Origin of the sequence: Agromyces sp. NPDC058484 (genome assembly GCF_042720415.1) — a bacterium.
GTDB lineage: Bacteria > Actinomycetota > Actinomycetes > Actinomycetales > Microbacteriaceae > Agromyces.
Map to the genome: position 1 here is coordinate 65,150 of NZ_JBHXMP010000016.1, position 20,968 is coordinate 86,117.

The window sequence follows — 20,968 nt, forward strand, 5'->3', positions numbered from 1 at the left end:
GGCAATGTCGGCGGACCAGGTCGCTCTTGCGAGCCTCGACGACGACGTTCGGGTTGCGCCGCCGTCGAGACGCCACTCTCAGTGTGAACCGAAACGGCGTCGAAGTTCCGGGCGTCGTGCGCAACATCCCTGCCTCTTCCGCGCAGATGCGCCGATTCAGTGCATGTCAGCCGTTCCTCGCGTCACGCCAGGCGAGATACCGGCGGGCGATCGCCAGGTCGTAGTCGGGGCCCGAAACGCCGAGCGTGAACAGTCGCACGCCGGCGTCGTGGAGCGCGTCGGCGTACTCCAGGTCGGCGTGGCGACGGTTGAGCTCGTTCGAGATGGTGATCGTCGAGACGTCCCGGCCGACCTCGTCGCCCCACCTGCGGAGCACATCGAGCTTGTGCCCCAGCTCGTCGGGCCGCACGAACGAGTGCCAGATGTCGGCGTGCTGCGCCACGATGCGGAGCGTCTTCTGCTCGCCCTTTCCGCCGATCATGATCGGGATGTCGCGAGTCGGCGGCGGGTTGAGCTTCGCCCACCGTGCCTCGATGCGTGGGAGGGCGTCGGCGAGCGCGTTCAGCCGTGAGCCCCGGGTGCCGAACTCGTACCCGTACTCGTCGTAGTCGCGCTCGAACCATCCCGAGCCCGTGCCGAAGATGAACCGGCCCACGCCGCCCTTCGCACTGACGTGGTCGAGCGTTCGCGCCATGTCGGCCTGCAGGTCGGCGTTGCGGTACGAGTTGCAGTTCACGAGCGTGCCGAGCTCGATGCGCTCGGTCTGCTCGGCCCACGCGCCGAGCATCGACCACGCCTCGAAGTGCAGGCCGTCGCGGTCGCCCTGGAGCGGGAAGAAGTGGTCCCAGTTGAAGGCGATGTCGAAGCCCTCGTCCTCGAGGCGCAGCACGGCGTCGCGAATCGCCGGGTAGCGCGCGTGCTGCGGCTGCAGCTGGATGCCCAGGCGCACGGGGGTGTCGACGGTCACGGATTCAACCCTAGGTCGTCGGATGCCGCGGCACGCGGCCGTGGCATCCGCCCTCCTTCGGCTGCCGCACGCCCTGCTACTGCTCCTTCAGCTGCTACTGCTCCTTCAGGTCGAGCATCGGCGTCGGCCGGCGGAACCCGCGGGTGACGATCGCGAGCAGGATGACGCCGAGTGCGAGCCAGGCGAGGCCGACGAGGAAGGTGGTCGGTGCGAGGCTCGTCCAGAGCCAGACGGTGAGGGCGAAGCCGATGAGCGGCAGCACGAGGCTGCGCAGCACGTCGGCGCCTGAGCGCTCCTTGCGGTCGATGAAGTAGTGCTTGATGACGGCGAGGTTCACCACCGAGAACGCGATGAGCGCGCCGAAGCTGATCATCTGCGCGAGCAGGCCCAGGTCGATGACGATCGCGAGGAGCGAGACCACCGACACGCAGACCGTCGCGACGACAGGCGTGCCGAACCGCTCGGAGAGGCGGCCGAAGACGTTCCGCGGCAGCACGCCGTCGCGTCCCATCGCGTAGATGATGCGCGACACCGAGGCCTGCGAGGTGAGCGCCGAACCGGCCGCACCGGCGACGTAGGCGGCCGTGAAGAACACCGCGAGGAAGTCGCCGCCGGCCGCGACCATCACGTCGAGTGCGGCGGAGTCGACGTCGGCGAACGCGTTCGACGGGTAGGCGAGCTGCGACACGTACGAGAGCCCGATGAAGATCACGCCCGCGCCGAGCGTCGTGATCATGATGGCGCGCGGCACGTCGCGCTTCGGCTCCCGCGCCTCCTCGGCGAGCGTCGAGACCGAGTCGAAGCCGAGGAACGAGAGGCAGAGGATGGCGGCCCCCGTGAAGAGCACGCCGACGCCTTCGACCGAGCCGTCGCCGACGAGCGGAGCCACCGCGTCGACCTCCCGGCCGCCGAACGATGCGATCGCCAGCACGACGAAGGTCACGATGAAGATCGCCTGCACCGCGATGATCACGAAGTTCGCGCGCGCGACCGACACGATGCCGATGATGTTCAGCACCGTGACGACGATGATCGTCGCCACGATGAACACCCATGCCGGGATCGCCGGGAAGGCGGCCTCGAGGTAGATGCCGATGACGAGATAGTTGATCATCGGAAGGAACAGGTAGTCGAGCATGAGCGACCACCCCGAGAGGAACCCGATGGCAGGGCCGAAGCTCCGCTGCGCGTAGACGTAGGCCGAGCCCGCGTACGGGTAGGCGACCGACATGCGGGCGTACGAGCGAGCCGTGAACACCATCGCCACGAGGGTGATCACGTAGGCGACCGGCACGCGGCCACCGGTCACCTCCGTGACGATGCCGTACGTGGTGAAGACCGTCAGCGGCACCATGTAGACGAGGCCGAACAGGGTGAGCGCGGGAACGCCGAGCACTCGGCGGAAGCTGCCGTCGTGCTGCGTTGCAGTCAGGCTCGCGGTGGGCTGTGACATGTGGGGTTGCCTTTCAGGCGCGGTGGGAGGAAACCGGCGAGCCGGTCTTGGTGAACACTGCCTTGCCGGCGATGTAGGTCGCGCGGATGGGCACGTCGGGCAGGGCGTGGAGCTGCAGTTCGCGCGGATCGTGCGCGAGCCAGACGAGGTCGGCGCTCATGCCGGCACGGATCTCGCCCCACGGCTCGGGGGCGAGATCGGCGAAGGCCTGGTGCGCCACGGCCGTGGAGTACGCCTCGAGCGCGGTCTCGAGGTCGAGGATCTCGTGCGGCGTCCAGCCGTCGGCGGGTTCGCCGTCGATGGTCTTGCGCGACACCGCGATGGCGATGCCGTCTCGGGGGTCGCCCGATGAGCAGGGCCAGTCGGAGCCGAAGGCCACCCTGGCACCGGATGCCGCGAGCGAGCGCATGCGGTACTGCCGATCGGTGCGCTCCGGACCGAGCCTCGGCACCGTGAGCACAGTCATCAGCGCATCGAGCTGCGCCCACAGTGGCTGCATGTTGGCGACCACGCCCAGTTCGGCGAACCGCGGCAGGTCGGCATCGTCGACGAGTTGCGCATGGGCGATGACCGGGCGGCGGTCGCGCGGCCCGTTCGCCAGGATGGCACTCTCGATCGCGTCGAGCGCCTGCCGCACGGCGGCGTCGCCGATCGCGTGGATGTGGATCTGGAAGCCGGCCGCGTCGACCGCACGCACCGCATCGGCGAGCGCCGCATCGGTCCACACCGACATGCCGTGCTTGTGCAGGGCAGAGCAGTATGGCTCGAGCAGCGCGCCGGTCTCGTTCTCGACGACGCCGTCGGCGAAGAACTTCACCGTGTGCGCCGTGAGCATCGGCGACGCGGCATCCGTCACCTTCTTCTTCGCATCGATCATCGCCGGCAGCTGCGCCTCGAAGTGCCGCGGGTCGGCGTAGAGCGCGAGGTTGCATCGGAACGACAGGATGCCGCGGGCCGCCGCCTCGAGGTAGGCGTCGACGTCGTCGGGCTCGACCCAGGCGTCCTGCACCCAGGTCACGCCGCGCGACAGGTAGTAGTCGCCCGCACCCGCGATGGCGCGCAGGCGGGTCTCGAGGTCGCGAGTCGGCGCCGCCGCCATGACGAGGTCGACCGCACCCCACTCTCGGAGCGTGCCGAGCGGCGTGCCGTCGTCGCGCCGCGGGATCTCGCCGAGCGTCGGCTCGGGGGTCGCCCTGTCGATGCCCGCGAGTTCGAGGGCTCGCGAGTTGCACCAGACGGTGTGGTAGTCCCAGGCACGGAGCACGACCGGGCGGTCGGCGACGGCCTCGTCGAGCCAGCGGGCGTCGAAGAGGCCCTCGTCGACGAGGCTGCCGTCGTAGGACGCCCCGAAGATCCACTCGAGGTCGGGGTTGGCCTCGGCGTAGCGTCGCACCTCCGCGACGATCTCCGCGACCGACGTGCAGCCGCGCACTGCGGGCCCCTGCGCCTCGAGTCCGCCGAACAACGGGTGCGCGTGCCCGTCGCCGAAGGAGGGCATGAGGAAGCCGCCCTCGAGGTCGACGGTCTGCACCGCGGCATCCGTCATCGCCGCATCTTGCACCGCGGCTGCCCGGTGTCGTGCGTCGTCACCCGTCGCGACGATCGTGCCGTCGCGCACCAGGAGCGCATCGCTCGCGGGTCGGCCCGCGCCCGCCCAGATCGTTCCACCGGTGAAGAGAGTCGTCGTCACGCCGTCGTCCTTGTCGAAGCTGATACGAACACTGTTCGTATTCGAGTGAGGAGCACGATACCCTCTCGAAGCATGAGAGGGAAGCGGCAGGATGTCACGGTGTCGCCGAACGGCCGCGAGCGCCCGATCGATCGGGAGCGCCTCGTGGTCGCGGCCCTCGACCTCGCCGACGAGGAGGGCGGCGAGGCGCTGTCGATGCGCGCCGTGGCGAAGCGCGTCGATCGCCAGGTGTCCTCGCTCTACAACCACGTCTCGGGCCGGGGCGAGCTCATCGAACTCGTCCGCGCTCGGATCGTCGCGAGCATCGATATCGGTGCCTTCGACCACGAGCCCTGGGACGTCGCGCTCGAGGCGTGGGCGAAGTCGTACCTCAGGGCGTTCGCAGCGCACCCCAAGCTCATCCGGCTGCTCGCGACCACGCCGATCCGCGACGTGTCGACGTTCGCAATGTACGACGCCGTGGTGACCTCGCTCGTGTCGAGCGGCTGGCCGATCCAGGACGCCGTCGCCGTGATGCGCACCGTCGAGGCGCACGTGCTCGGCTCCGCGCTCGACATCGTGGCCCCGGGCGACATGCTCGCGCAGAGCGCGGTGCCCGCCGAGCTCGCGACCATCCGCGCTGCGCTCGACCCTGCGCACGCCGAGTCGTACGGCGCCGGCCCGGCGTTCCGCCTCGGCCTCGAGGCGCTGCTGAGCGGCCTGAGGGCACGCCGGGAACGCCTCACTCACTGACGAGGCATCCGACACGCAGGAAATCCGCGTGCAACCCTATCAGCGCGCAACGAATCGGCGTACACTCCCGAGCATGGACAACCTCGATCGCGCCATCCTCGACCTGCTCCGCCAGAACGCGCGAGCGGGCTACGGCGACATCGGATCGTCCGTCGGCCTGTCCGCCTCCGCCGTGAAACGGCGCGTCGACCGCCTCGTGGCCGACGGCGTCATCCGTTCGTTCACGATCCAGGTCGACCCGACCGTCGACGGCATGTCGACCGAGGCCTATGTCGAGCTCTTCTGCCGCGGAACCGTTGCGCCCGACGAGTTGCAGCGCATCCTCCAGGGCGTGCCCGAGGTCGTGTACGCGGGCACCGTCACGGGCAGCGCCGACGCGATCGTGCAGATGCGCGCCCGCGACATCGCCTCGCTCGAAGACGCCCTCGAACGCGTGCGCATCGCCCCCAACGTCGATCACACGCGGAGTGCGATCGTGCTCTCGCGTCTCGTGAATCGCAACCGGGACTGACGGGCGATGACCGCTGCCGCGGCCGGAGGGATCGACGCATGAGGTTCTCGATCGACCCCGCGGCGTCCGATCCGCCGTTCGAGCAGGTGCGACGCCAGGTGACCGATGCCGTGCGCAGCGGCGAACTCGTGCCGGGCGCGCGCATGCCCACCGTGCGTGCGCTCGCCGCCGAACTCGACCTGGCCGTGAACACGGTCGCGAAGGCGTATCGCGCGCTCGAGTCCGATCACATCATCGAGACGCGCGGGCGCGCGGGCAGCTTCGTCTCGGCGACCGGCGACCCCACCGAGCAGCAGGCGCAGCTCGCGGCATCCGCCTACGCCGACCGCATCGCCCGACTCGGACTCTCGCCCGAGGTCGGCCTCACGATCGTGCGCGCTGCCCTGCGCGCCGACGGCTGAGGCGGCGCCTCGCATCGCCGGCCTGGGCCGCGCCGCTGTCGCGCGGCGGTCGGCGCGCGCTGCGGTCCGCGCGCTGCGGTCCGCGCGCTGCGGTCCGCGCGCTTCCTTCCTTCCGCCCTTCCGCAGGATGAGAGCTCGTTCGGCCGCCCCACGGGCTGTGAAGCTGCTCTCATCCTGCGTTCGATGAGCGGATGCTCCGTGGCATCCGCTCGGGCATCGCCGGCAGCGCAGCGCTCTCAGTGCTTCGCCGTTCGCGTTCGAACGCGTCACCCCTCGGGGATCGGCTCCTTCGGCAGCTTGCGGACCTTCGCCCGCCGTCGCCGCCGCTCGGGGATCATCGAGCGCATCTCCTCGAGCTTGCCGAAGCAGAGCAGCCGGTCCTCACCCTCGAGCACGACGCCCTTGCGCGGATTCGGAATGACGGTCGCGCCCCGGTGCAGCGTGAGCACGGTGATGTCCCGTTCCCAGAGCCCCGACTCGCCGAGCGTCTTGCCGACGAGGTCGGCCGCGCCGTGCACGACGAGCTCGGCGACGCCGTAACCGGTCGAGACGGTGAGCCGCTGCCGCACGTCGATCTCGGGAAAGGCGACCTGGTTCGCGATGTGGTCGACGATCGCGCCGGCCACGTCGAGCTTGGTCGCGGTCTCGATGCCCTCGAGGCCGGGCGACGAGTTCACCTCCATCACGAGCGGGCCCTCGTCGCCCTCGAGCATGTCGACGCCCGCCACCCTGAGGCCCATGATCTGCGCCGAGCGCACGGCCGCCTGCTCGTATGCGGGCGTCAGCTCCACCGACTCGACGGTGCCGCCGCGGTGCACGTTCGATCGGAACTCGTCGCCGCTCGCACTGCGCCGCATCGCCGCGACGACGCGGTCGCCGACGACGAGGGCACGGATGTCGCGGCCGCGGCTCTCCTTGATGAACCGCTGGATGAGCACGTTCTGCTTCGTCGAGTGCAGGGTCTCGATGATCGCCTCGGCGACCTTCACCTCGGGCGCGAGGATGACCCCGACGCCCTGGGTGCCCTCGAGCAGCTTGATGACCACGGGCGCGCCGCCGACCCGTTCGATCGCGGGCCGCACGTCGGCGCGGTTGCGTACGAAGGCGGTTGCCGGCATGCCGATGTTGTGACGGGAGAGGATCTGGTTGGCGCGCAGCTTGTCACGCGAGTTCGTGATGCCGTTCGCCGTGTTCGGCGTGAAGACGTCCATCTGCTCGAACTGCCGCACCACCGCGGTGCCGAAGTAGGTGACCGAGCTGCCGATCCTCGGCAGCACCGCGTCGTAGTCGGAGAGCGGCCGTCCGCGGTACTGCAGGTCGGGCTCGGGACCCGAGAGGTCGATCGCGAAGCGCAGCGTGTCGAGCACCTTCACCTGGTGCCCGCGCTGCTGCGCGGCCGCACGGAGTCGCTGCGTGGAGTACGCCTGCGGCGCGCGCGACAGGATCGCCAATTTCATCGTTGTACCCCTGCGAAGATATCCGGGTGAGAGAGCCTCCCCATTCAAACACCATCGTCGGGTGGCGCGAATGGGTGACCCTGCCCGGCGTCGGCGTGCCGTGGATCAAGGCGAAGCTCGACACCGGGGCACGCACGTCGTCGCTGCACGCCTTCGACCTCGAGGAGATCGGAACGGATGCCTCGCCGGTCGTGCGGTTCGGGATACGCCCTTGGCAGAACAGCAGCGAAGACACCGTCGTCGTCGAATGCCCCGTGCACGATCGACGATCGGTGCGCAGCTCGTCGGGTCACGCCGAGGAGCGCGTCGTGGTGCTGCTCGACGTGATGCTCCAGGGCCGCACGGTCAGCGCGGAGGTGACGCTCACGAATCGCGATGAGATGGGGTTCCGCATGCTCATCGGCCGGGAGGCGCTGCGGCGAGGGTTCGTGGTCGACGCCTCGCGCTCATTCGTCGCGGGGCGCGCCCCTCGCCCGGTGCGCCGTCGCAATCGCGGGCGCGCCTGACGTGGGGCGCGTAGACCAGGGGCGCGGTGCGACCGCGCGGGGCGGCGGAATAGCCTCTCGTAGTCTTCTTCTGGGTATCTGCTTGGGTGACGTCGGCGGGCGCATGGCGCAGAATTCCGCGGAACAGCGGGTTCCTGCATGCGATATGGACTGCGAATAATGCTCGTAAGGGTATCCGCCTGCGGACACCCGCCAAGTAACGGGGCTTGAACCGGCAATCCGCCGATGCGCCCGCGAGCGGCTGTCGAACATTGGGATCTGCTTGCGATGGCCATGGCGTGGTCCGCAACCCAGATGTTGTTCTGGCCCGTGATGCGCCTTCCGCGAGGCGCTCACTCGGACCTGCAACGTCACCATATAGTCCACCGCATGGACGCCCATCGTCATTGCCACAGCCGACTCTATTACGGGTATCGCCGCCTTAGTGATCTCCTGGTGGACTGCAGTCCGCGCCGCCCGCGCCGACCGTCCCGTTGAGTGGAGCTTCGCGTCGGAGCCGCATGGCGACCACGATGCCATCAATGTCAGGATCACGTGCCGCGGCGCTGACGCCCTCTCGCTGGTCGCCGAGGGGCATTTCCAGAGCGCTGACCGAGTGCCTGGTTTCTGGATCCACCGCCAGCCGGTGGTTGAAGTGGGCGACGCCTTCACGATGCTGTTTCCGCCCGGTGTAGTCGATGGTGGCTGGGTGGTCCTCTCGTGGTGCCATCCGAAGAACCGCCTGCGCCCGCTCCGTGCCTGGTTTCCGGTGGCCCCGAGTGGTACAGCCTTCGATGAGTACCGCCGCCAGACGACGCAGAACCCATTGCTCCTCTGGCTCCGCGGCCGGATACTTCTCTCGCCCGTCAGACCAGGCGGCATTCCCGGCCGCACGACCGGCTGGCGCGACCGCTGGATCGTGCGCCGCGAGCTGCGCCAGCAGGGCGTAAAGCGCTGGCGTCCGGTCCTTCCCTACGAGACGAGGAAGGCTCATCCTCGTCTCTGAGAATGCGACCAGCCAGACTTACCGGACGACGCTCTGTCGGCAGAGGATTGCGCCCAAAGGCCGGTGAACCTGCCCGGTCCTCCGATAGGTCTCTAGGATTTCGAAGCCGTGCGCCTCCAAGATCAATTGCAGCTCTGACGCTGGCCACCTGTAAGCGAGCGTGACGGCGTGATCGAACTCCTCAATCGCTGAGCCGTCGAAGAAGCCGAGCACGAGAGCCCCACCCGGACGCAGCACCCGCGCGAACTCCGCGATCGGCACTGCAATGCGCGACGGATGATGGTGAATCGTCGAGTACCAGGAGAGCACGCCCCCGAAGAAGTCGTCAGGCTGTTCAAGGTGGTCGATGCTCCCCACATCGAACCGGATCTCAGGGTATGTCGAGCGAGCGTGGTCGATGAAGGCAGGAACGAGATCAATACCGCGGACATCGATCCCACGGCCGGCTATGTACTTCGTCCAATGTCCTGGTCCGCAGCCCGCATCCAGCACTGGGCCGGTAATCATCTCGGTCCAGCTGTCGATGAGCTGTCGGTCTGCCGCGTGGACTGCATCCATCGACCCAAGAAGGTCGGTGTACTCCGCAGCGCGGCGGGAGTACGCCTCGGTCACGTCGGTCATCGCGTCGAGCATAGCGACCGAGCAAGAGGAGTGGCGGCGCCCGGGTAGCCGGTCCGCCTACGCGCGATCCCCTTGGCCCCTTGCGTTGAGGTGCTTGAAGTGGTCTTCTCGCAATTGAGGTCGAAACGCGCGGGGCGACCCGTAGGGCCGGCGACGCAAGTCGGCGGCGAGCGACACTGCGCGACTGGATGCGGCTAGGAGACGTTGCGATGTACTGCTCGAACTGCGGCCAGCCCGTAAGCGGCAACTTTTGTTCCCATTGCGGGCACCCGGTTGCGGCACCGGACGGGGCGAAGGGCGAGCGTTCTGCCACCACAGCCGCCGTCGCGGAATCCGCGGTTAATGAAGCAACGGATCCCTCGGGCTGGATGCTTAGCCTCGACTTCGAGCGGGTGGCCGCGGTTCCGGACGTGGAGCAGCAGATACGGGTCGCAGCGAGCAACGCTCCTTCACGGATGTCCGGCGAAGCGATGCTGGAAGGTCTGGGCACCTTGATGGATCTAGTAGGGATCGACGGCCGTATTTTCACCGTCGGCAACTCTGTCGGACCAGCACTTGGCAAGCTCGGGCTGAACATGGGCAAGGCGCGAACGGAGACATACACAACGGCACCAGGTGTCCTATTGGCTGCTGGACTGATTTCCTTCGCGCACGCAGGCATGCCGGTGCTGTCTGCGCGGCAGTTTGACGACGGCTGCGTGATCCAAGTCTCGTTGCCCACCGACGTGTGGACTTGGAAAGGCGGCACGATGACATCCGCGTTTCAGCTCACCGACGCGGGTGCGACCGAGGTGCAAGCCGTGACGCACGTCGTCGGTCAAAGTTATGACTGGGGCAAGAGTAAACGAGTGCTAAGTAAGTTCTTCAGTGATCTGCAAGCGATGGAAGATACGTGGCTCGAGGAGACCGATAGCAGCGGCCATTAGCCGTCGATCCCGGCGACGATCCGCGGGAGCGCAGCAGATCAAGCGTTGCACAAGCGGTTCGACCACCGGACAACTCGGTGTCACGGGCGCCCATCAAGGGAGGCCCGAGGTTCCGGCCCTGCCGGATTCCCGTAGGCCCCGCCCGCAAGATTGCCCGGTGAAGGCTCCCTGAACGCTACGCTCCGCGGCCGCTCGCCCACTCCGTGGGTCGGTGAGCTCCTGGCGGTCACGATTGAGCGTCGAGCTTCACCCAAGCAGATACCCAGAAGTCTTCTTCGATGTCGGTGGGTGGTGAAACCATGAAGTCATGGCACACACGTTCGAGATGACGAGCACCCGGCTCGGCGGCTCCGAGCTGTGCAATGAGCCCGACGGGTTCGATATCCCGGATCCATTCGACGAGTTCGACCCTTCCGGCGTGATCCCGGCTGCCGCTCCGCTCGATCCTGCCTGTCTGGTCGAGCCTGCCGATCTGCTAGATCCGTTCGATCTGCTCGACCCGTCCGACATGGGCGACTCATCCGACAGCCGGCACGTACCGTCCGCGCTCGACGCGATGTACGAATACGCCGCAACCACCGAGCCGTTCGGGGAGTTCGCCGCACTCACGGCCGCGCTCGATGACGCCGAGGCCGCCCAGTTCACCGCGAACCGGGCGATGGCGGCGCACCTCGACGCGGTACGACGGGCACTCGAGATCGCACGACGACATCCTGCCCTGTACCTGCACGCAGGAGCGGCCATGTCACGCGACGCTGAAGATCTCGCGGTCCGCGCCGCGGCCGCCGAGCTGTCGATGCGGCTGCAGATCCCGGCGGGCACCGTCCGCAACCGGGCGCATGAAGCAGACATCCTGCAGGAGCGGTTGCCGCGGGTCTGGGCCCGATTCACCAACGGCATCGCCGGCTATGCCGACGTTCGCGCCGCCGCCGACGCGGCATCCGCGTTCGAGACGGGCGATGCGCGTCTCGACGAGTTCGACCATTCGCTGGCCGAGCTGATCGGCACCTCCACCTCGAGCAGGTTCCGACAGCGCGTTCGCACCCTGCGTGCCAAGCTCGACCGCGCAACCCTTGAGGCGCGGCACACGCGAGAGTTCGCCGCGCGCCGGGTGATCGTCGAGCACGTCGATGACGGCATGAGCTGGGTGCACCTATTCGTCTCGTCGGTGGATGCGGCGAGGATCCAGGCCCGCCTCGACGCGACCGCCCTGTCGATGTCCGGTGCCGCCGACGAACCACGCACTCTCGACCAGCTCCGTGCCGACACCGCCATCGCCTGGCTCACCGGCGAGGGCACGCCCACCGCCGCGACCGCCGAGGTCATCGTCACCGTGCCGCTGTTCACCATCACCGGCAAGAGCGGCGAGCCCGGCCACCTCGACGGTGTCGGCCCGATCGACCCCGCCACCGCCCGGCAACTGTTCGCTGATGCCCCGTCCTTTCTCCGGCTCGCCGTCGACCCCATCACCAGCGCCCCGCTCGACCTGGACCGCACCCGGTATCGGCCGACCAAGGCCCAACGCCGCTGGCTGGCGCTCCGCTACGGGCGTTGCACCCGGCCAGGATGCAACCGGCTCGCGGTCGCCTCCGACATCGACCATGTACAGGACTGGTTCTTCCACGGACCGTCGAACATCGCGAACCTGGCCCCTACGTGCCGCGGCGATCACCGACTCAAACACACCGCCAGATTCACCGTCGCCAAACGCACCGATGGCACTATGACCTGGCGCTCACCCACCGGCCGCACGTACGCGAACCCACCACCCTTCTGATCGGAGCACGATACACCCGACCGCACGGCGCGAGCGCCCGGGATCGCTATCACCCGCCCATCCGGTGGGCCGCCCGAGACACCGGGTCTTCGAACCACCCCGGAAGCTTCGAACCACCCCCTGAAGGTTTCGAACCACCCTTGACGTCGGAGTCGCCGGAGTGCTTCTTGAAGAACTGCATCGCGTCTTGCAGCGCGAAGCCGTTGACGAGGTACTCGACGAGCACGATCGTCGCCCGGCGGCGGAACCACGCCGCCCGCGCGGTCGTGACCCGGCACCTGACCAGCACGGATCATGTCGAGGCCGTGGACGGTGCCCTCGCGAGCATCTCGCGTGTGCCCTTGGCGCGCCCGATACGCAGCGAGCGACCACTCGATCAGCGAACGCCAGCGCCCTCAGATCACGCCCTCCGACAGGGTCGTCGGGTTGCCGAAGCGGTGGTTCGTGATCGAGATCGCCTGCTCGTGCAGGAACGGCAGCAGTTCCACGCGACCCGAGGGCGTCACGGGGTGCGACCACACCGCGACATCCGGCGTCCCTCCCAGAGCCGACGCGAGCGCGGATGCCGCGCCGCCGCCGCCGCCGACGAGCCGCACGCGCGGCGTGGTGATGCCGCCGTTCGCCGCCCGTGCGAGCCATGCCGCGTCGCCCTCGCGGATCACCCGGAAGTCGCGTGCGTCGAGGATGGTGCGCACGCCCTGCGGCAGCTCGTGCGCCGTCGACACCTCGAGCGGCGACTTCGCGAGCAGGCCCGCTGCGATGATGCGGAGCCCCTCGGCGAGCGTCGAGGCCTCTCCGATGCGGATCGTCACCGGCAGCGGCCGGTAGCGGAACAGGTTGCGCTCGACGCCCACGCCCGAGACATCCTTCACCGCGCCGTACTCCTCGGCCCACGCGACCTCGTCGGAGAGTGCCGAGCGGCGCAGCACCTCGAACGACTCGTAGTCGAGCGCGGGCTGCGATGCCTCGATGAGGTCGGAGACGCGCTTCTCGAGTCCGCGCAGGTGCAGCGTGCTCGAAACGGCGCCGTGCTGCGGCATCCACTCGCCGAGGCCGAACAGGTAGTTCGGACCGCCCGCCTTCGCGCCGGCGCCGACGGCCGAGCGCTTCCAGCCGCCGAACGGCTGGCGCTGCACGATGGCGCCGGTGATGCCGCGGTTCACGTAGAGGTTGCCGGCCTCGACGTTGTCGAGCCACGTCGCGAGCTCCTCCGGGTCGAGCGAGTGCAGACCGGCCGTGAGTCCGTAGTCGACGGCGTTCTGCATGCGGATCGCCTCGTCGAGGTCCTTCGCGTGCATGACGCCGAGCACCGGGCCGAAGAACTCGGTGAGGTGGAAGTACGATCCGGCCGTGACGCCCGCGCGGATGCCGGGCGACCAGAGCCGGCCCGTCGCATCGAGCTGCGCAGGCTCGACGAGCCACTCCTCGCCGATGCCGAGCTGCGTGAGCGCGTGCAGCAGCTTGCCGTTCGCCGGCTCGATGATGGGGCCCATCACGCTCTGCGCGTGCTCGGGGTAGCCGACCCGCAGCGACGTGGCCGCGTCGACGAGCTGACGGCGGAACCGCTCGGACTTCGCGACCGAGCCGACGAGGATCACGAGCGACGCGGCCGAGCACTTCTGGCCGGCGTGGCCGAAGGCGCTCTTCACGACGTCGGATGCCGCGAGGTCGAGGTCGGCCGACGGCGTCACGATGATCGCGTTCTTGCCGCTGGTCTCGGCGAGCAGGGGCAGGTCGTTGCGGAACGAGCGGAACAACTGCGCCGTCTCGTACGCCCCGGTGAGGATGACCCGGTCGACCGCCGGGTGCGAGACGAGCTCCTTGCCGAGCTCGCGCTCGCCGATGTCGACGAGCGCGAGGAGCTCGCGCGGGATGCCCGCCTCCCAGAGGGCCTCCACCATGACGGCGCCCGAGCGCTGCGCCAGCTTCGCCGGCTTGATGATGACGCCCGACCCTGCGGCGAGCGCGGCGAGCACGCCGCCGGCCGGGATCGCGACGGGGAAGTTCCACGGCGGGGTGACCACCGTGAGCTTCGGCGGCACGAACACGGCGCCCTGCACGCGGTCGAGCTCGCGGGCGCGCTCGGCGTAGTAGTGCGCGAAGTCGATCGCCTCGCTGATCTCGGGGTCGGCCTCGGCGATCGTCTTGCCGGTCTCGGCGGCCATCACCTCGATGAGGCGGTCGCGGTTCGCGGCGAGCGCGAAGCCCGCTCGGTGCAGCACGGCGGCGCGCTCGGCGCCGGGCAGCTCGCCCCAGGCGCGACCGCGCGCGGCGACGGTCTGGATGACGGTCTCGAGCGTCGCGTGGTCGTCGATGCGGGCCGCGGCGATGGTGTCGAGGCCGAGGCGCGACTCGGGCACGCGGGCCAGGATGCGGCGCCCCCACTCGCGGTTCGCGGCGAGCGCCGGGTCGGTGTCGGGCTCGTTGCGGAAGCCGGGCGTCGCTCCCGGTCCGGCGGGCATCCCGCTCGCTGAGCCTGTCGAAGCGGGGGAAGCGGATGCCGCGGCATCCGTCAGCAGGGTGCCGCCCGATCCGCGCGTGATGCCGAGCACTGTGCTCGTGAGCGAGGCGTCGTCCTCGTGCTCGGTGCCGGGCGCCGGCGCCGACGGCATGGCGAGGGCAAGGGCGAGGGCCTCGTCGCTCCATTCGGTGCGGCGGTTCTGGATGCGGTTCGGAGCGGGGGTGCCCGCGGCCCCTTCGACACCCTCGGGGGACGCCGCCTCGAGGGCGTCGAGCGACCGCAGGTAGCGGGCCTGCTCACGCTCGAAGAGCCCCCGGTCGGTGCCGAGCTCGAACACGGCGGACATGAAGTTGTCGTCGCTCGCGTTCTCTTCGAGGCGGCGGATGAGGTACGCGATGGCGACGTCGAACTCGCTCGGGTTCACGACCGGCGTGTAGAGCAGGAGGTTGCCGACGTCGCGGCGCACCGCCTCGGCCTGGCCGGTCGCCATGCCGAGCAGCATCTCGAACTCGACGGCGGATTCGACCCCGCGCTCGCGAGCGGTGAGCCAGGCGTCGGCGACGTCGAAGAGGTTGTGCCCGGCGACGCCGAGCTTCACGGCGTCGGTGCGCTCGGGGGTCATCGACCAGCGCAGCACGCGCTTGTAGTTCGTGTCGGAGTCCTGCTTCGTGCCGTACGTGGCGACCGGCCAGCCGTGCACGGCGGCGTCGACGTGCTCCATCGCGAGGTTCGCGCCCTTCACGACGCGCACCTTGATGGGCGCGCCGCCGCTGCGTCGACGCTCGGTCGCCCATGCGGTGAGCTCCTGCATCGCGCCGAGCGCGTCGGGCAGGTAGGTCTGCAGCACGATGCCGGCCTCGAGGTGCTTCAGCTGCGGCTGGTCGAGGAGGGTGGTGAACACCGCGATGGTGAGGTCGAGGTCGCGGTACTCCTCCATGTCGAGGTTGATGAACTTGCGCCCACCGCCGGCTGAGCCCGCGGTGCCCTGAGCCCGTCGAAGGGTCGAAGCCTTCGCCGCCAGCTCGTACAGCGGCGTGAGCTTCGCGACGACCTTCTGCACGGCCTCGTCGAACGACCACATCGAGAGCTGGCTCACGACGCTCGACACCTTGATCGACACGTAGTCGACGTCGTCGCGGGCGAGGAACTCGTAGGTGCCGCGCAGGCGGCGGTCGGCCTCGTCCTCGCCGAGCACCGCCTCGCCCAGGAGGTTGAGGTTCAGGCCGTTGCCCGACTCGCGGAGGGTCTCGATCGCGGGACCGAGCTTCGCGGGGGTCGCGTCGAGCACCAGGTGGCCGACCATCGCGCGGAGCACCCGTCGCGCGATCGGGATGACGATCCACGGGAACGCGGGCGCGACGAACCCGCCGAGGCGGATCGCGGCACGGAGGTACCACGGCAGGAACCTCGGGGTGAGCTTCGCGACCTGCTCGAGGTTGCGGCCCGCGACACCGAGGTCTTCGGGGCGCATGACACCGTCGACGAAGCCGACGGTGAAGGCGAGGCCGTTCGGGTCCTTCAGCACTCCGGCGAGGCGTTCGGCGGCGGGATCGACGGGGTGGTCCGCGCTCTCGGCGAGCCAGCGCCGCACGAGGGCGACGACGTGATCGGTGTTCGGCCGGGCGTCGGTGGCGGCGTTCGACATGGTCACGAGGGTAGTGTCCTTTGCTGGGTCCTGAGCTGGGTCGAGGGGCGCGCGCCGGGGTTGCGCGCACCTGTCGGATCAAGTGTGCGCTGCGACATCCGTTCAGTAAAGCGAATGAATCTGATGGATACTGTTCGGAAGAACCGAATGATCTGACCGGATGCCGGAGGCCCACGATGCTCGATGTGCGACGCCTGCGATTGCTGGTCGAGCTCAGCCAGCGCGGCACGCTCGCTGCGGTCGCCGAGGCGATGTCGTACAGCCCCTCCTCGGTGTCGCAGCAACTCAGCCTGCTCGAGCGCGAGGCGGGGGTGCCGCTGCTCGTGCAGGTGGGCCGCCGCGTGCAGCTCACCCCGCAGGCGCTCGTGCTCGTCGAGCACGGCAAGTCGGTGCTCGACCGTCTCGAGCAGGCGGAGTCGGATGTCGCGCGCTCGCTGACCGCCGTCGGCGGCGTGGTGCGCATCGCCGTGTTCCAGTCGGCGGCGCACGCCATCGTGCCGCAGGCCCTCACCCTGCTGCGCGACGAGCACCCCGACCTGCGCGTGGAGGTCACCGAGCGCGAGCCCGAGCTCGCCCTGTTCGATGTGGCGGCGCGCGACTTCGACCTCGTGATCGCCGAGCAGTACCCCGGTCACACGCGGGCGCTCCGCGACGACCTCGACCGGGTGCACCTCGCGTCCGACGCGATCAGGCTGGCGCTGCCGCCGCGCCCGGCCGGGCGGGTGGCCGCGCCGGAGGCGGCGCGAATCGAGAGCGGCACGCTCGCCGCGGCATCCGCGATGCCGTGGGTGCTGGAGCCCGCAGGCACCGCATCTCGCGAGTGGGCCGAGCAGCTCTGCCGCGACGCGGGGTTCGAGCCCGACGTGCGCTTCGAGACGGCCGACCTCATGGCGCACATCCGCCTCATCCGCTCGGGCAACGCGGTCGGGCTCCTGCCCGATCTCGTCTGGGCGGGCGAGGCGCCGAGCGTGACCCTCGTCGACCTGCCGGGGCATCCGGAGCGCGAGGTCTTCACGTCGACGCGCCACGCCGCCACCGCCCGACCCGCCGTCGTCGCGTGCCGCGACGCGCTGGCCCGCGCCGCGCGTGACACCGCCACGCCCGCCGGGCGCTGACCCGTCACTCAGCCCAGCACCAGGTTGCGTGGTACGATTTCTTGTACCAATCGAGGAGGACCAGATGGCGACGATCAGCGCTAGCGAAGCGCGCAGGTCGCTCTTCCCGCTGCTCGCAGAGGTGAACGCAGATCACAGCGAAGTGCGGATCACCTCCAAGGCCGGCAATGGGGTGCTCATCTCCGAAGACGACTTCGAGGCGCTCCTGACCACTCGGCACCTGTTCTCGACTGCGGCGAACACGCGTCACCTCCTCGAGTCGTTCGAGCAGTCCGAGCGCGGAGAGCTCACCGAGCGGCAGCTCGCCGACTCGTGAGACTCGTCTTCACCGACCGTGGCTGGGACGACTACCAGTGGCTCCAGGCGAACGACCGACGACTTCTGCGGCGAACGGACGACCTGATCAAGGCGGCGTTGCGCGAGCCGTTCTCTGGCATCGGAAAGCCCGAGCGACTCCGGTACGGACTGGCCGACACCTGGTCACGACGGATCGATCAAGAGCATCGTCTGGTGTACCGCGTGCTCGGTGACGATCTCGTGATCCTCGCGGCTCGATTCCACTTCGAGTAGACGTCGCCGCTCCCGTGGCACGGTCGCGGCGGCCCGTCGCCGCGCTCGGTTACGCTGTGCCCATGTCGCCGACGCTCACGCGCCTCACCCTGACCGGCACGATCCTCCTCGCCGCGATGCTCACGGCGTGCGCCACGAATGCGGGCACGGATGCCGCGGCTCCCGCCGACCCCGTCGGCACCTGGGGTGACGCCGGCGCGCCCGCCGAACCATCGCTCGGACTCGCGAGCGACGGCGCCCTCACGGGCACCGACGGGTGCAACCGCCTCATGGGATCGTGGAGCGACGACGCCGAGACGATCACGTTCGAGGACGTCGCGTCGACCCGCATGGCCTGCCCCGACGTCGACACGTGGCTCTCTGCGCTCGCAACCGGGACGATCGCAGGCGAGACGCTCACCGTCTTCGACGCCGACGGAGCCGAGATCGGCACGCTGGAGCGCACGAGCGATGAGGAGCCCAGCCCCGAGGCATCCGGCGACGCGACCGCGTGAGCGGCGGGGCCGGCCCCCCGAGAGCCCGTCAGCCGTGACAGACGGCGCCGAACTCGGTGCGTTGTCGCCCACAGAGCGAGCTCTACAGCGACAGGTGAAACCGGATGGCCTCGTCGATCTCATCGAGCACCCGGATGGGGCATCGTCCGATCGTCGGGTCTTGCGTCGGGCACAGTCGACGACGACGTGCTGACGATCATCGATGCCGGCGGCAGCGAGATCGGCGCGCTCGACCGAGCGCGTGAGATCGATCCGGCTACGGTCCCCTCGCGCGATGCCGAAGCGTTCTTCGGCACCTGGGGCACGGCCGAGACAGAGGGCGCGCCCTCGATCGTGATCGCCGCTGACGGAAGCGAGAACGGCAGTGACGGCTGCAACCACTTCGAGGGCCTCTGGTGGATCGACGGCGACACGATCACCTTCTTCGACAGATCGGGTTCCGAGATCGGCACACTCACGCGGAACGAGTCGCCGCCGCGAACCGCTCGGCCTGCGCGGCCACGAACTCGATCACCTCGGGCGGCCCCTCGACGCGATACCGGATGCCGCGGGGCACCCACATGAGCGCCATGGCGAGGTTCTCGACGAAATCCGCCTCGAGCGGCCAGACGCTCCGCGACGGCCCGTCGGCGACGACGTCCCGCCCGTACCAGCCGAGGTGCTCGACGAGCTCCGCCCTCGGCAGGTCGACGATCACGCGCGCCCTCACGCTCCGCTCGCGGTAGCGCAGGGCGCGCTCGACGCGCGTGCGGGCGTCGTCATCCGAGAGCGGTCGTGGCTCGAAGCGCACGCGGGTCGGGAAGAGGTCGGCGATGCGATCCAGGCGGAAGGTGCGCCAGTCGTCGCGCTGCCGGTCCCAGGCGAGCAGGTACCAGCGGCGGGCGACGGGCACGAGGCGGTACGGCTCGATGGAGCGGTCGGATGCCTCGCCCGCGGCATCCGTGTACGTGAAACGCAGCCGCTCGGAGTCGCGACAGGCGAGGGCGAGGGCGCCGAGCAGCTCGCTGTCGACCTCGGGAGCGGGGCGACCGGCACCCCCGCGGCCGCCGACCCCGGCCCCGACGGTCGCGTGCGAGGCCAGCGCGTCGATGCGGCGGCGCAACGCGGACGGCAGCACCTGCTCGATCTTCGCGAGGGCGCTCAGCGTGGTGTGCTCGGCGCCGCGCAGGCCCGCCGTCGCCTGGGAGCGCAGGCCGACCGCGATCGCCACCCCTTCGTCGTCGGTGAGGAGCAGCGGCGGCAGCCCGGTGCCGGCCTCGAGGCGGTACCCGCCTGCACTGCCCCGCATCGACTCGATGCCGTAGCCGAGGTCGCGCAGCCGCTCGACGTCGCGGCGCAGCGTGCGCTCCGAGACGCCGAGACGGTCAACGAGCTCTCTGGCCGACCAGTGCCGGTGGCTCTGCAGCAGCGAGAGGAGTTCGAGGGTTCTCGAGGTCGTGGCGGCCATGTTCCAAGTATCGCGACAAATGAGGACAGGAAGTGACCGGATACCTCGGAAGACTGGGCGCATGACGAACCAGAACCGCACGAACCAGAACCGCACGAACCAGAATCAGATGATCACCGCCCGTGGCCTCACGAAGACGTTCCGCTCCAAGGGACAGACGGTCGAGGCCGTGCGCGCCGTCGACCTCCAGGTGGCCGATGGCGAACTCGTCGCGTTCCTCGGCCCGAACGGCGCCGGCAAGTCGACGACGCTCCGCATGCTCACCACGCTGCTGCCGCCCACGAGCGGTGAAGCCATGGTGGCCGGCTGCGACATCCGCCGCGACCCCGCGGGCGTGCGCCGCCGCATCGGCTACGTCGGCCAGGGCTCGTCGGGTGGGCACACCCAGCGGGTGCGCGACGAGCTGCACGCGCAGGGCGCGTTCTACGGCATGGGCCGCCGCGAGACCCGAGCGCGAGCCGCCGAGCTCATCGAGTCGCTCGAGCTCGGCCAGGTCGCGAACCGCCAGGTGCAGTCCCTCTCGGGCGGCCAGAAGCGCCGGCTCGACATCGCGCTCGGCCTCATCCACCGGCCCGAGCTGCTGTTCCTCGACGAGCCGTCGACCGGCCTCGACCCGCACAGCCGTGCCAACCTGTGGGAGCACATCGTCGACCTGCGCCGCCAGACCGGCACGACGATCTTCCTCACCACGCACTACCTCGACGAGGCCGACCAGCTCGCCGAGCGCGTCATGGTGATGGACCACGGCGCGGTCATCGCCGACGACACGGCACGCGCACTGAAGGAGTCGCTCGCCGGCGACCGCGTGACGCTCACCTTCCATTCCGTGACGGATGCCGCTGCCGCCGCATCCCGCATCGACGGCGTGGTCGACGGGGCCGATGGTCTCGTGGTGACGGTCACGGCGCCGGGCGGCGACCGCGCCCTCCCGCGCTACATCCGCTCGCTGTCGGATTCGGGACTCGAGGTCGCGGCCGCCACCCACCGCCAGCCCACGCTCGACGACGTGTTCCTCGCGCTCACGGGCCGCAGCCTTCGCGAAGAGGCGGCGCATGCCGAACCGGCGGATGCCGCGGCATCCGCGAACGTCGCGGCCGAGCCGATTGCCGCCTGACTCGCTCGCTGAGCTTGTCGAAGCGGGCGTGGCCAAAACCCCTCGCTTCGGCAATCGCAGAGAACCAATCAACCACCCAAGCAGAAGGAGCACGCC

At 69.5% G+C, this 20,968-nt stretch carries 20 protein-coding genes; 12 read left to right on the forward strand and 8 right to left on the reverse strand.

Annotated elements, in window-relative coordinates:
• Positions 1–166: 166 nt before the first annotated feature.
• The 3 genes from ACFWN7_RS13530 to ACFWN7_RS13540 all read right to left on the reverse strand — a co-directional run bounded on the left by ACFWN7_RS13530 (position 167) and on the right by ACFWN7_RS13540 (position 4,110).
• Complete coding sequence (locus tag ACFWN7_RS13530; RefSeq protein WP_376939339.1) at positions 167–967, reverse strand: LLM class F420-dependent oxidoreductase; 801 nt, start codon at positions 965–967, stop codon at positions 167–169.
• 94 nt (positions 968–1,061) lie between these two features.
• Positions 1,062–2,420 (reverse strand): APC family permease, encoded by a 1,359-nt coding sequence (locus ACFWN7_RS13535; RefSeq protein WP_376939340.1) that lies wholly within the window; start codon positions 2,418–2,420, stop codon positions 1,062–1,064.
• A gap of 13 nt (positions 2,421–2,433) precedes the next feature.
• Entirely contained in the window at positions 2,434–4,110 is a 1,677-nt protein-coding gene (locus tag ACFWN7_RS13540) for an amidohydrolase (RefSeq protein ID WP_376939341.1), read from the reverse strand.
• Between the two features lie 72 nt (positions 4,111–4,182).
• Between ACFWN7_RS13540 and ACFWN7_RS13545 the strand changes: the two genes are divergently transcribed.
• The 3 genes from ACFWN7_RS13545 to ACFWN7_RS13555 all read left to right on the forward strand — a co-directional run bounded on the left by ACFWN7_RS13545 (position 4,183) and on the right by ACFWN7_RS13555 (position 5,754).
• The gene (locus tag ACFWN7_RS13545; protein ID WP_376939342.1) at positions 4,183–4,842 is read left to right on the forward strand and encodes a TetR/AcrR family transcriptional regulator; all 660 of its coding nucleotides are present in this window, start codon (positions 4,183–4,185) and stop codon (positions 4,840–4,842) included.
• A 73-nt stretch (positions 4,843–4,915) separates the two neighbouring features.
• On the forward strand, positions 4,916–5,353 hold the full coding sequence (locus ACFWN7_RS13550; RefSeq protein WP_376939343.1) for an Lrp/AsnC family transcriptional regulator: 438 nt from the start codon (positions 4,916–4,918) through the stop codon (positions 5,351–5,353).
• Positions 5,354–5,391: 38 nt separating this feature from the next.
• Entirely contained in the window at positions 5,392–5,754 is a 363-nt protein-coding gene (locus ACFWN7_RS13555; protein WP_376939344.1) for a GntR family transcriptional regulator, read from the forward strand.
• Between the two features lie 266 nt (positions 5,755–6,020).
• On the opposite strand, the gene ACFWN7_RS13560 is transcribed toward ACFWN7_RS13555, so the two are convergent.
• Positions 6,021–7,211 (reverse strand): RimK family alpha-L-glutamate ligase, encoded by a 1,191-nt coding sequence (locus ACFWN7_RS13560; RefSeq protein ID WP_376939345.1) that lies wholly within the window; start codon positions 7,209–7,211, stop codon positions 6,021–6,023.
• Between the two features lie 26 nt (positions 7,212–7,237).
• Here ACFWN7_RS13560 and ACFWN7_RS13565 point away from each other — a divergent pair, with 26 nt between their 5' ends.
• Entirely contained in the window at positions 7,238–7,717 is a 480-nt protein-coding gene (locus tag ACFWN7_RS13565) for an ATP-dependent zinc protease (protein ID WP_376939346.1), read from the forward strand.
• Positions 7,718–8,141: 424 nt separating this feature from the next.
• Positions 8,142–8,702 carry a hypothetical protein gene (locus tag ACFWN7_RS13570; RefSeq protein WP_376939347.1) on the forward strand — a complete coding sequence of 187 codons (561 nt, stop codon included), beginning with the start codon at positions 8,142–8,144 and terminating at the stop codon, positions 8,700–8,702.
• Positions 8,703–8,720: 18 nt separating this feature from the next.
• On the opposite strand, the gene ACFWN7_RS13575 is transcribed toward ACFWN7_RS13570, so the two are convergent.
• Entirely contained in the window at positions 8,721–9,323 is a 603-nt protein-coding gene (locus ACFWN7_RS13575; RefSeq protein ID WP_376939348.1) for a class I SAM-dependent methyltransferase, read from the reverse strand.
• Between the two features lie 209 nt (positions 9,324–9,532).
• Between ACFWN7_RS13575 and ACFWN7_RS13580 the strand changes: the two genes are divergently transcribed.
• Together ACFWN7_RS13580 and ACFWN7_RS13585 are read left to right on the forward strand one after the other, a co-directional pair.
• The gene (locus ACFWN7_RS13580) at positions 9,533–10,249 is read left to right on the forward strand and encodes a zinc ribbon domain-containing protein (protein ID WP_376939349.1); all 717 of its coding nucleotides are present in this window, start codon (positions 9,533–9,535) and stop codon (positions 10,247–10,249) included.
• A gap of 307 nt (positions 10,250–10,556) precedes the next feature.
• On the forward strand, positions 10,557–12,026 hold the full coding sequence (locus ACFWN7_RS13585) for a DUF222 domain-containing protein (RefSeq protein WP_376939350.1): 1,470 nt from the start codon (positions 10,557–10,559) through the stop codon (positions 12,024–12,026).
• A 49-nt stretch (positions 12,027–12,075) separates the two neighbouring features.
• On the opposite strand, the gene ACFWN7_RS13590 is transcribed toward ACFWN7_RS13585, so the two are convergent.
• A complete protein-coding gene (locus tag ACFWN7_RS13590) occupies positions 12,076–12,315 on the reverse strand; it encodes a hypothetical protein (protein ID WP_376939351.1) in 240 nt (79 codons plus the stop codon).
• A gap of 106 nt (positions 12,316–12,421) precedes the next feature.
• Complete coding sequence (locus tag ACFWN7_RS13595; RefSeq protein WP_376939372.1) at positions 12,422–16,132, reverse strand: proline dehydrogenase family protein; 3,711 nt, start codon at positions 16,130–16,132, stop codon at positions 12,422–12,424.
• Positions 16,133–16,308: 176 nt separating this feature from the next.
• Here ACFWN7_RS13595 and ACFWN7_RS13600 point away from each other — a divergent pair, with 176 nt between their 5' ends.
• From ACFWN7_RS13600 to ACFWN7_RS13615, 4 genes are all read left to right on the forward strand, one after another.
• Complete coding sequence (locus ACFWN7_RS13600; protein WP_376939352.1) at positions 16,309–17,247, forward strand: LysR substrate-binding domain-containing protein; 939 nt, start codon at positions 16,309–16,311, stop codon at positions 17,245–17,247.
• A 64-nt stretch (positions 17,248–17,311) separates the two neighbouring features.
• Positions 17,312–17,563, forward strand: a complete 252-nt coding sequence (locus ACFWN7_RS13605; protein ID WP_376939353.1) for a type II toxin-antitoxin system Phd/YefM family antitoxin — start codon at positions 17,312–17,314, stop codon at positions 17,561–17,563.
• Complete coding sequence (locus ACFWN7_RS13610; RefSeq protein ID WP_376939354.1) at positions 17,560–17,817, forward strand: Txe/YoeB family addiction module toxin; 258 nt, start codon at positions 17,560–17,562, stop codon at positions 17,815–17,817. The genes ACFWN7_RS13605 and ACFWN7_RS13610 overlap by 4 nt, the downstream gene beginning before the upstream one ends.
• Positions 17,818–17,879: 62 nt before the next feature.
• Positions 17,880–18,311, forward strand: a complete 432-nt coding sequence (locus ACFWN7_RS13615) for an META domain-containing protein (RefSeq protein WP_376939355.1) — start codon at positions 17,880–17,882, stop codon at positions 18,309–18,311.
• A gap of 454 nt (positions 18,312–18,765) precedes the next feature.
• Here ACFWN7_RS13615 and ACFWN7_RS13620 read toward each other — a convergent pair whose 3' ends face one another.
• Positions 18,766–19,758 carry a helix-turn-helix transcriptional regulator gene (locus ACFWN7_RS13620; RefSeq protein WP_376939356.1) on the reverse strand — a complete coding sequence of 331 codons (993 nt, stop codon included), beginning with the start codon at positions 19,756–19,758 and terminating at the stop codon, positions 18,766–18,768.
• 61 nt (positions 19,759–19,819) lie between these two features.
• Between ACFWN7_RS13620 and ACFWN7_RS13625 the strand changes: the two genes are divergently transcribed.
• Positions 19,820–20,872, forward strand: coding sequence for an ATP-binding cassette domain-containing protein (locus ACFWN7_RS13625; protein ID WP_376939357.1), 1,053 nt, complete (start codon positions 19,820–19,822; stop codon positions 20,870–20,872).
• Positions 20,873–20,968: the final 96 nt, after the last annotated feature.

What these genes read in the sequence shown, in the direction of transcription:
- ACFWN7_RS13535 (WP_376939340.1), bottom strand. Translation starts at nt 2,420, where the DNA reads ATGTCACAGCCCACCGCGAGCCTGACTGCAACGCAGCACGACGGCAGC.
- ACFWN7_RS13545 (WP_376939342.1), top strand. Translation starts at nt 4,183, where the DNA reads ATGAGAGGGAAGCGGCAGGATGTCACGGTGTCGCCGAACGGCCGCGAG.
- ACFWN7_RS13550 (WP_376939343.1), top strand. Translation starts at nt 4,916, where the DNA reads ATGGACAACCTCGATCGCGCCATCCTCGACCTGCTCCGCCAGAACGCG.
- ACFWN7_RS13555 (WP_376939344.1), top strand. Translation starts at nt 5,392, where the DNA reads ATGAGGTTCTCGATCGACCCCGCGGCGTCCGATCCGCCGTTCGAGCAG.
- ACFWN7_RS13560 (WP_376939345.1), bottom strand. Translation starts at nt 7,211, where the DNA reads ATGAAATTGGCGATCCTGTCGCGCGCGCCGCAGGCGTACTCCACGCAG.
- ACFWN7_RS13575 (WP_376939348.1), bottom strand. Translation starts at nt 9,323, where the DNA reads ATGACCGACGTGACCGAGGCGTACTCCCGCCGCGCTGCGGAGTACACC.
- ACFWN7_RS13580 (WP_376939349.1), top strand. Translation starts at nt 9,533, where the DNA reads ATGTACTGCTCGAACTGCGGCCAGCCCGTAAGCGGCAACTTTTGTTCC.
- ACFWN7_RS13585 (WP_376939350.1), top strand. Translation starts at nt 10,557, where the DNA reads ATGGCACACACGTTCGAGATGACGAGCACCCGGCTCGGCGGCTCCGAG.
- ACFWN7_RS13595 (WP_376939372.1), bottom strand. Translation starts at nt 16,132, where the DNA reads ATGTCGAACGCCGCCACCGACGCCCGGCCGAACACCGATCACGTCGTC.
- ACFWN7_RS13600 (WP_376939352.1), top strand. Translation starts at nt 16,309, where the DNA reads ATGCTCGATGTGCGACGCCTGCGATTGCTGGTCGAGCTCAGCCAGCGC.
- ACFWN7_RS13605 (WP_376939353.1), top strand. Translation starts at nt 17,312, where the DNA reads ATGGCGACGATCAGCGCTAGCGAAGCGCGCAGGTCGCTCTTCCCGCTG.
- ACFWN7_RS13615 (WP_376939355.1), top strand. Translation starts at nt 17,880, where the DNA reads ATGTCGCCGACGCTCACGCGCCTCACCCTGACCGGCACGATCCTCCTC.
- ACFWN7_RS13620 (WP_376939356.1), bottom strand. Translation starts at nt 19,758, where the DNA reads ATGGCCGCCACGACCTCGAGAACCCTCGAACTCCTCTCGCTGCTGCAG.
- ACFWN7_RS13625 (WP_376939357.1), top strand. Translation starts at nt 19,820, where the DNA reads ATGACGAACCAGAACCGCACGAACCAGAACCGCACGAACCAGAATCAG.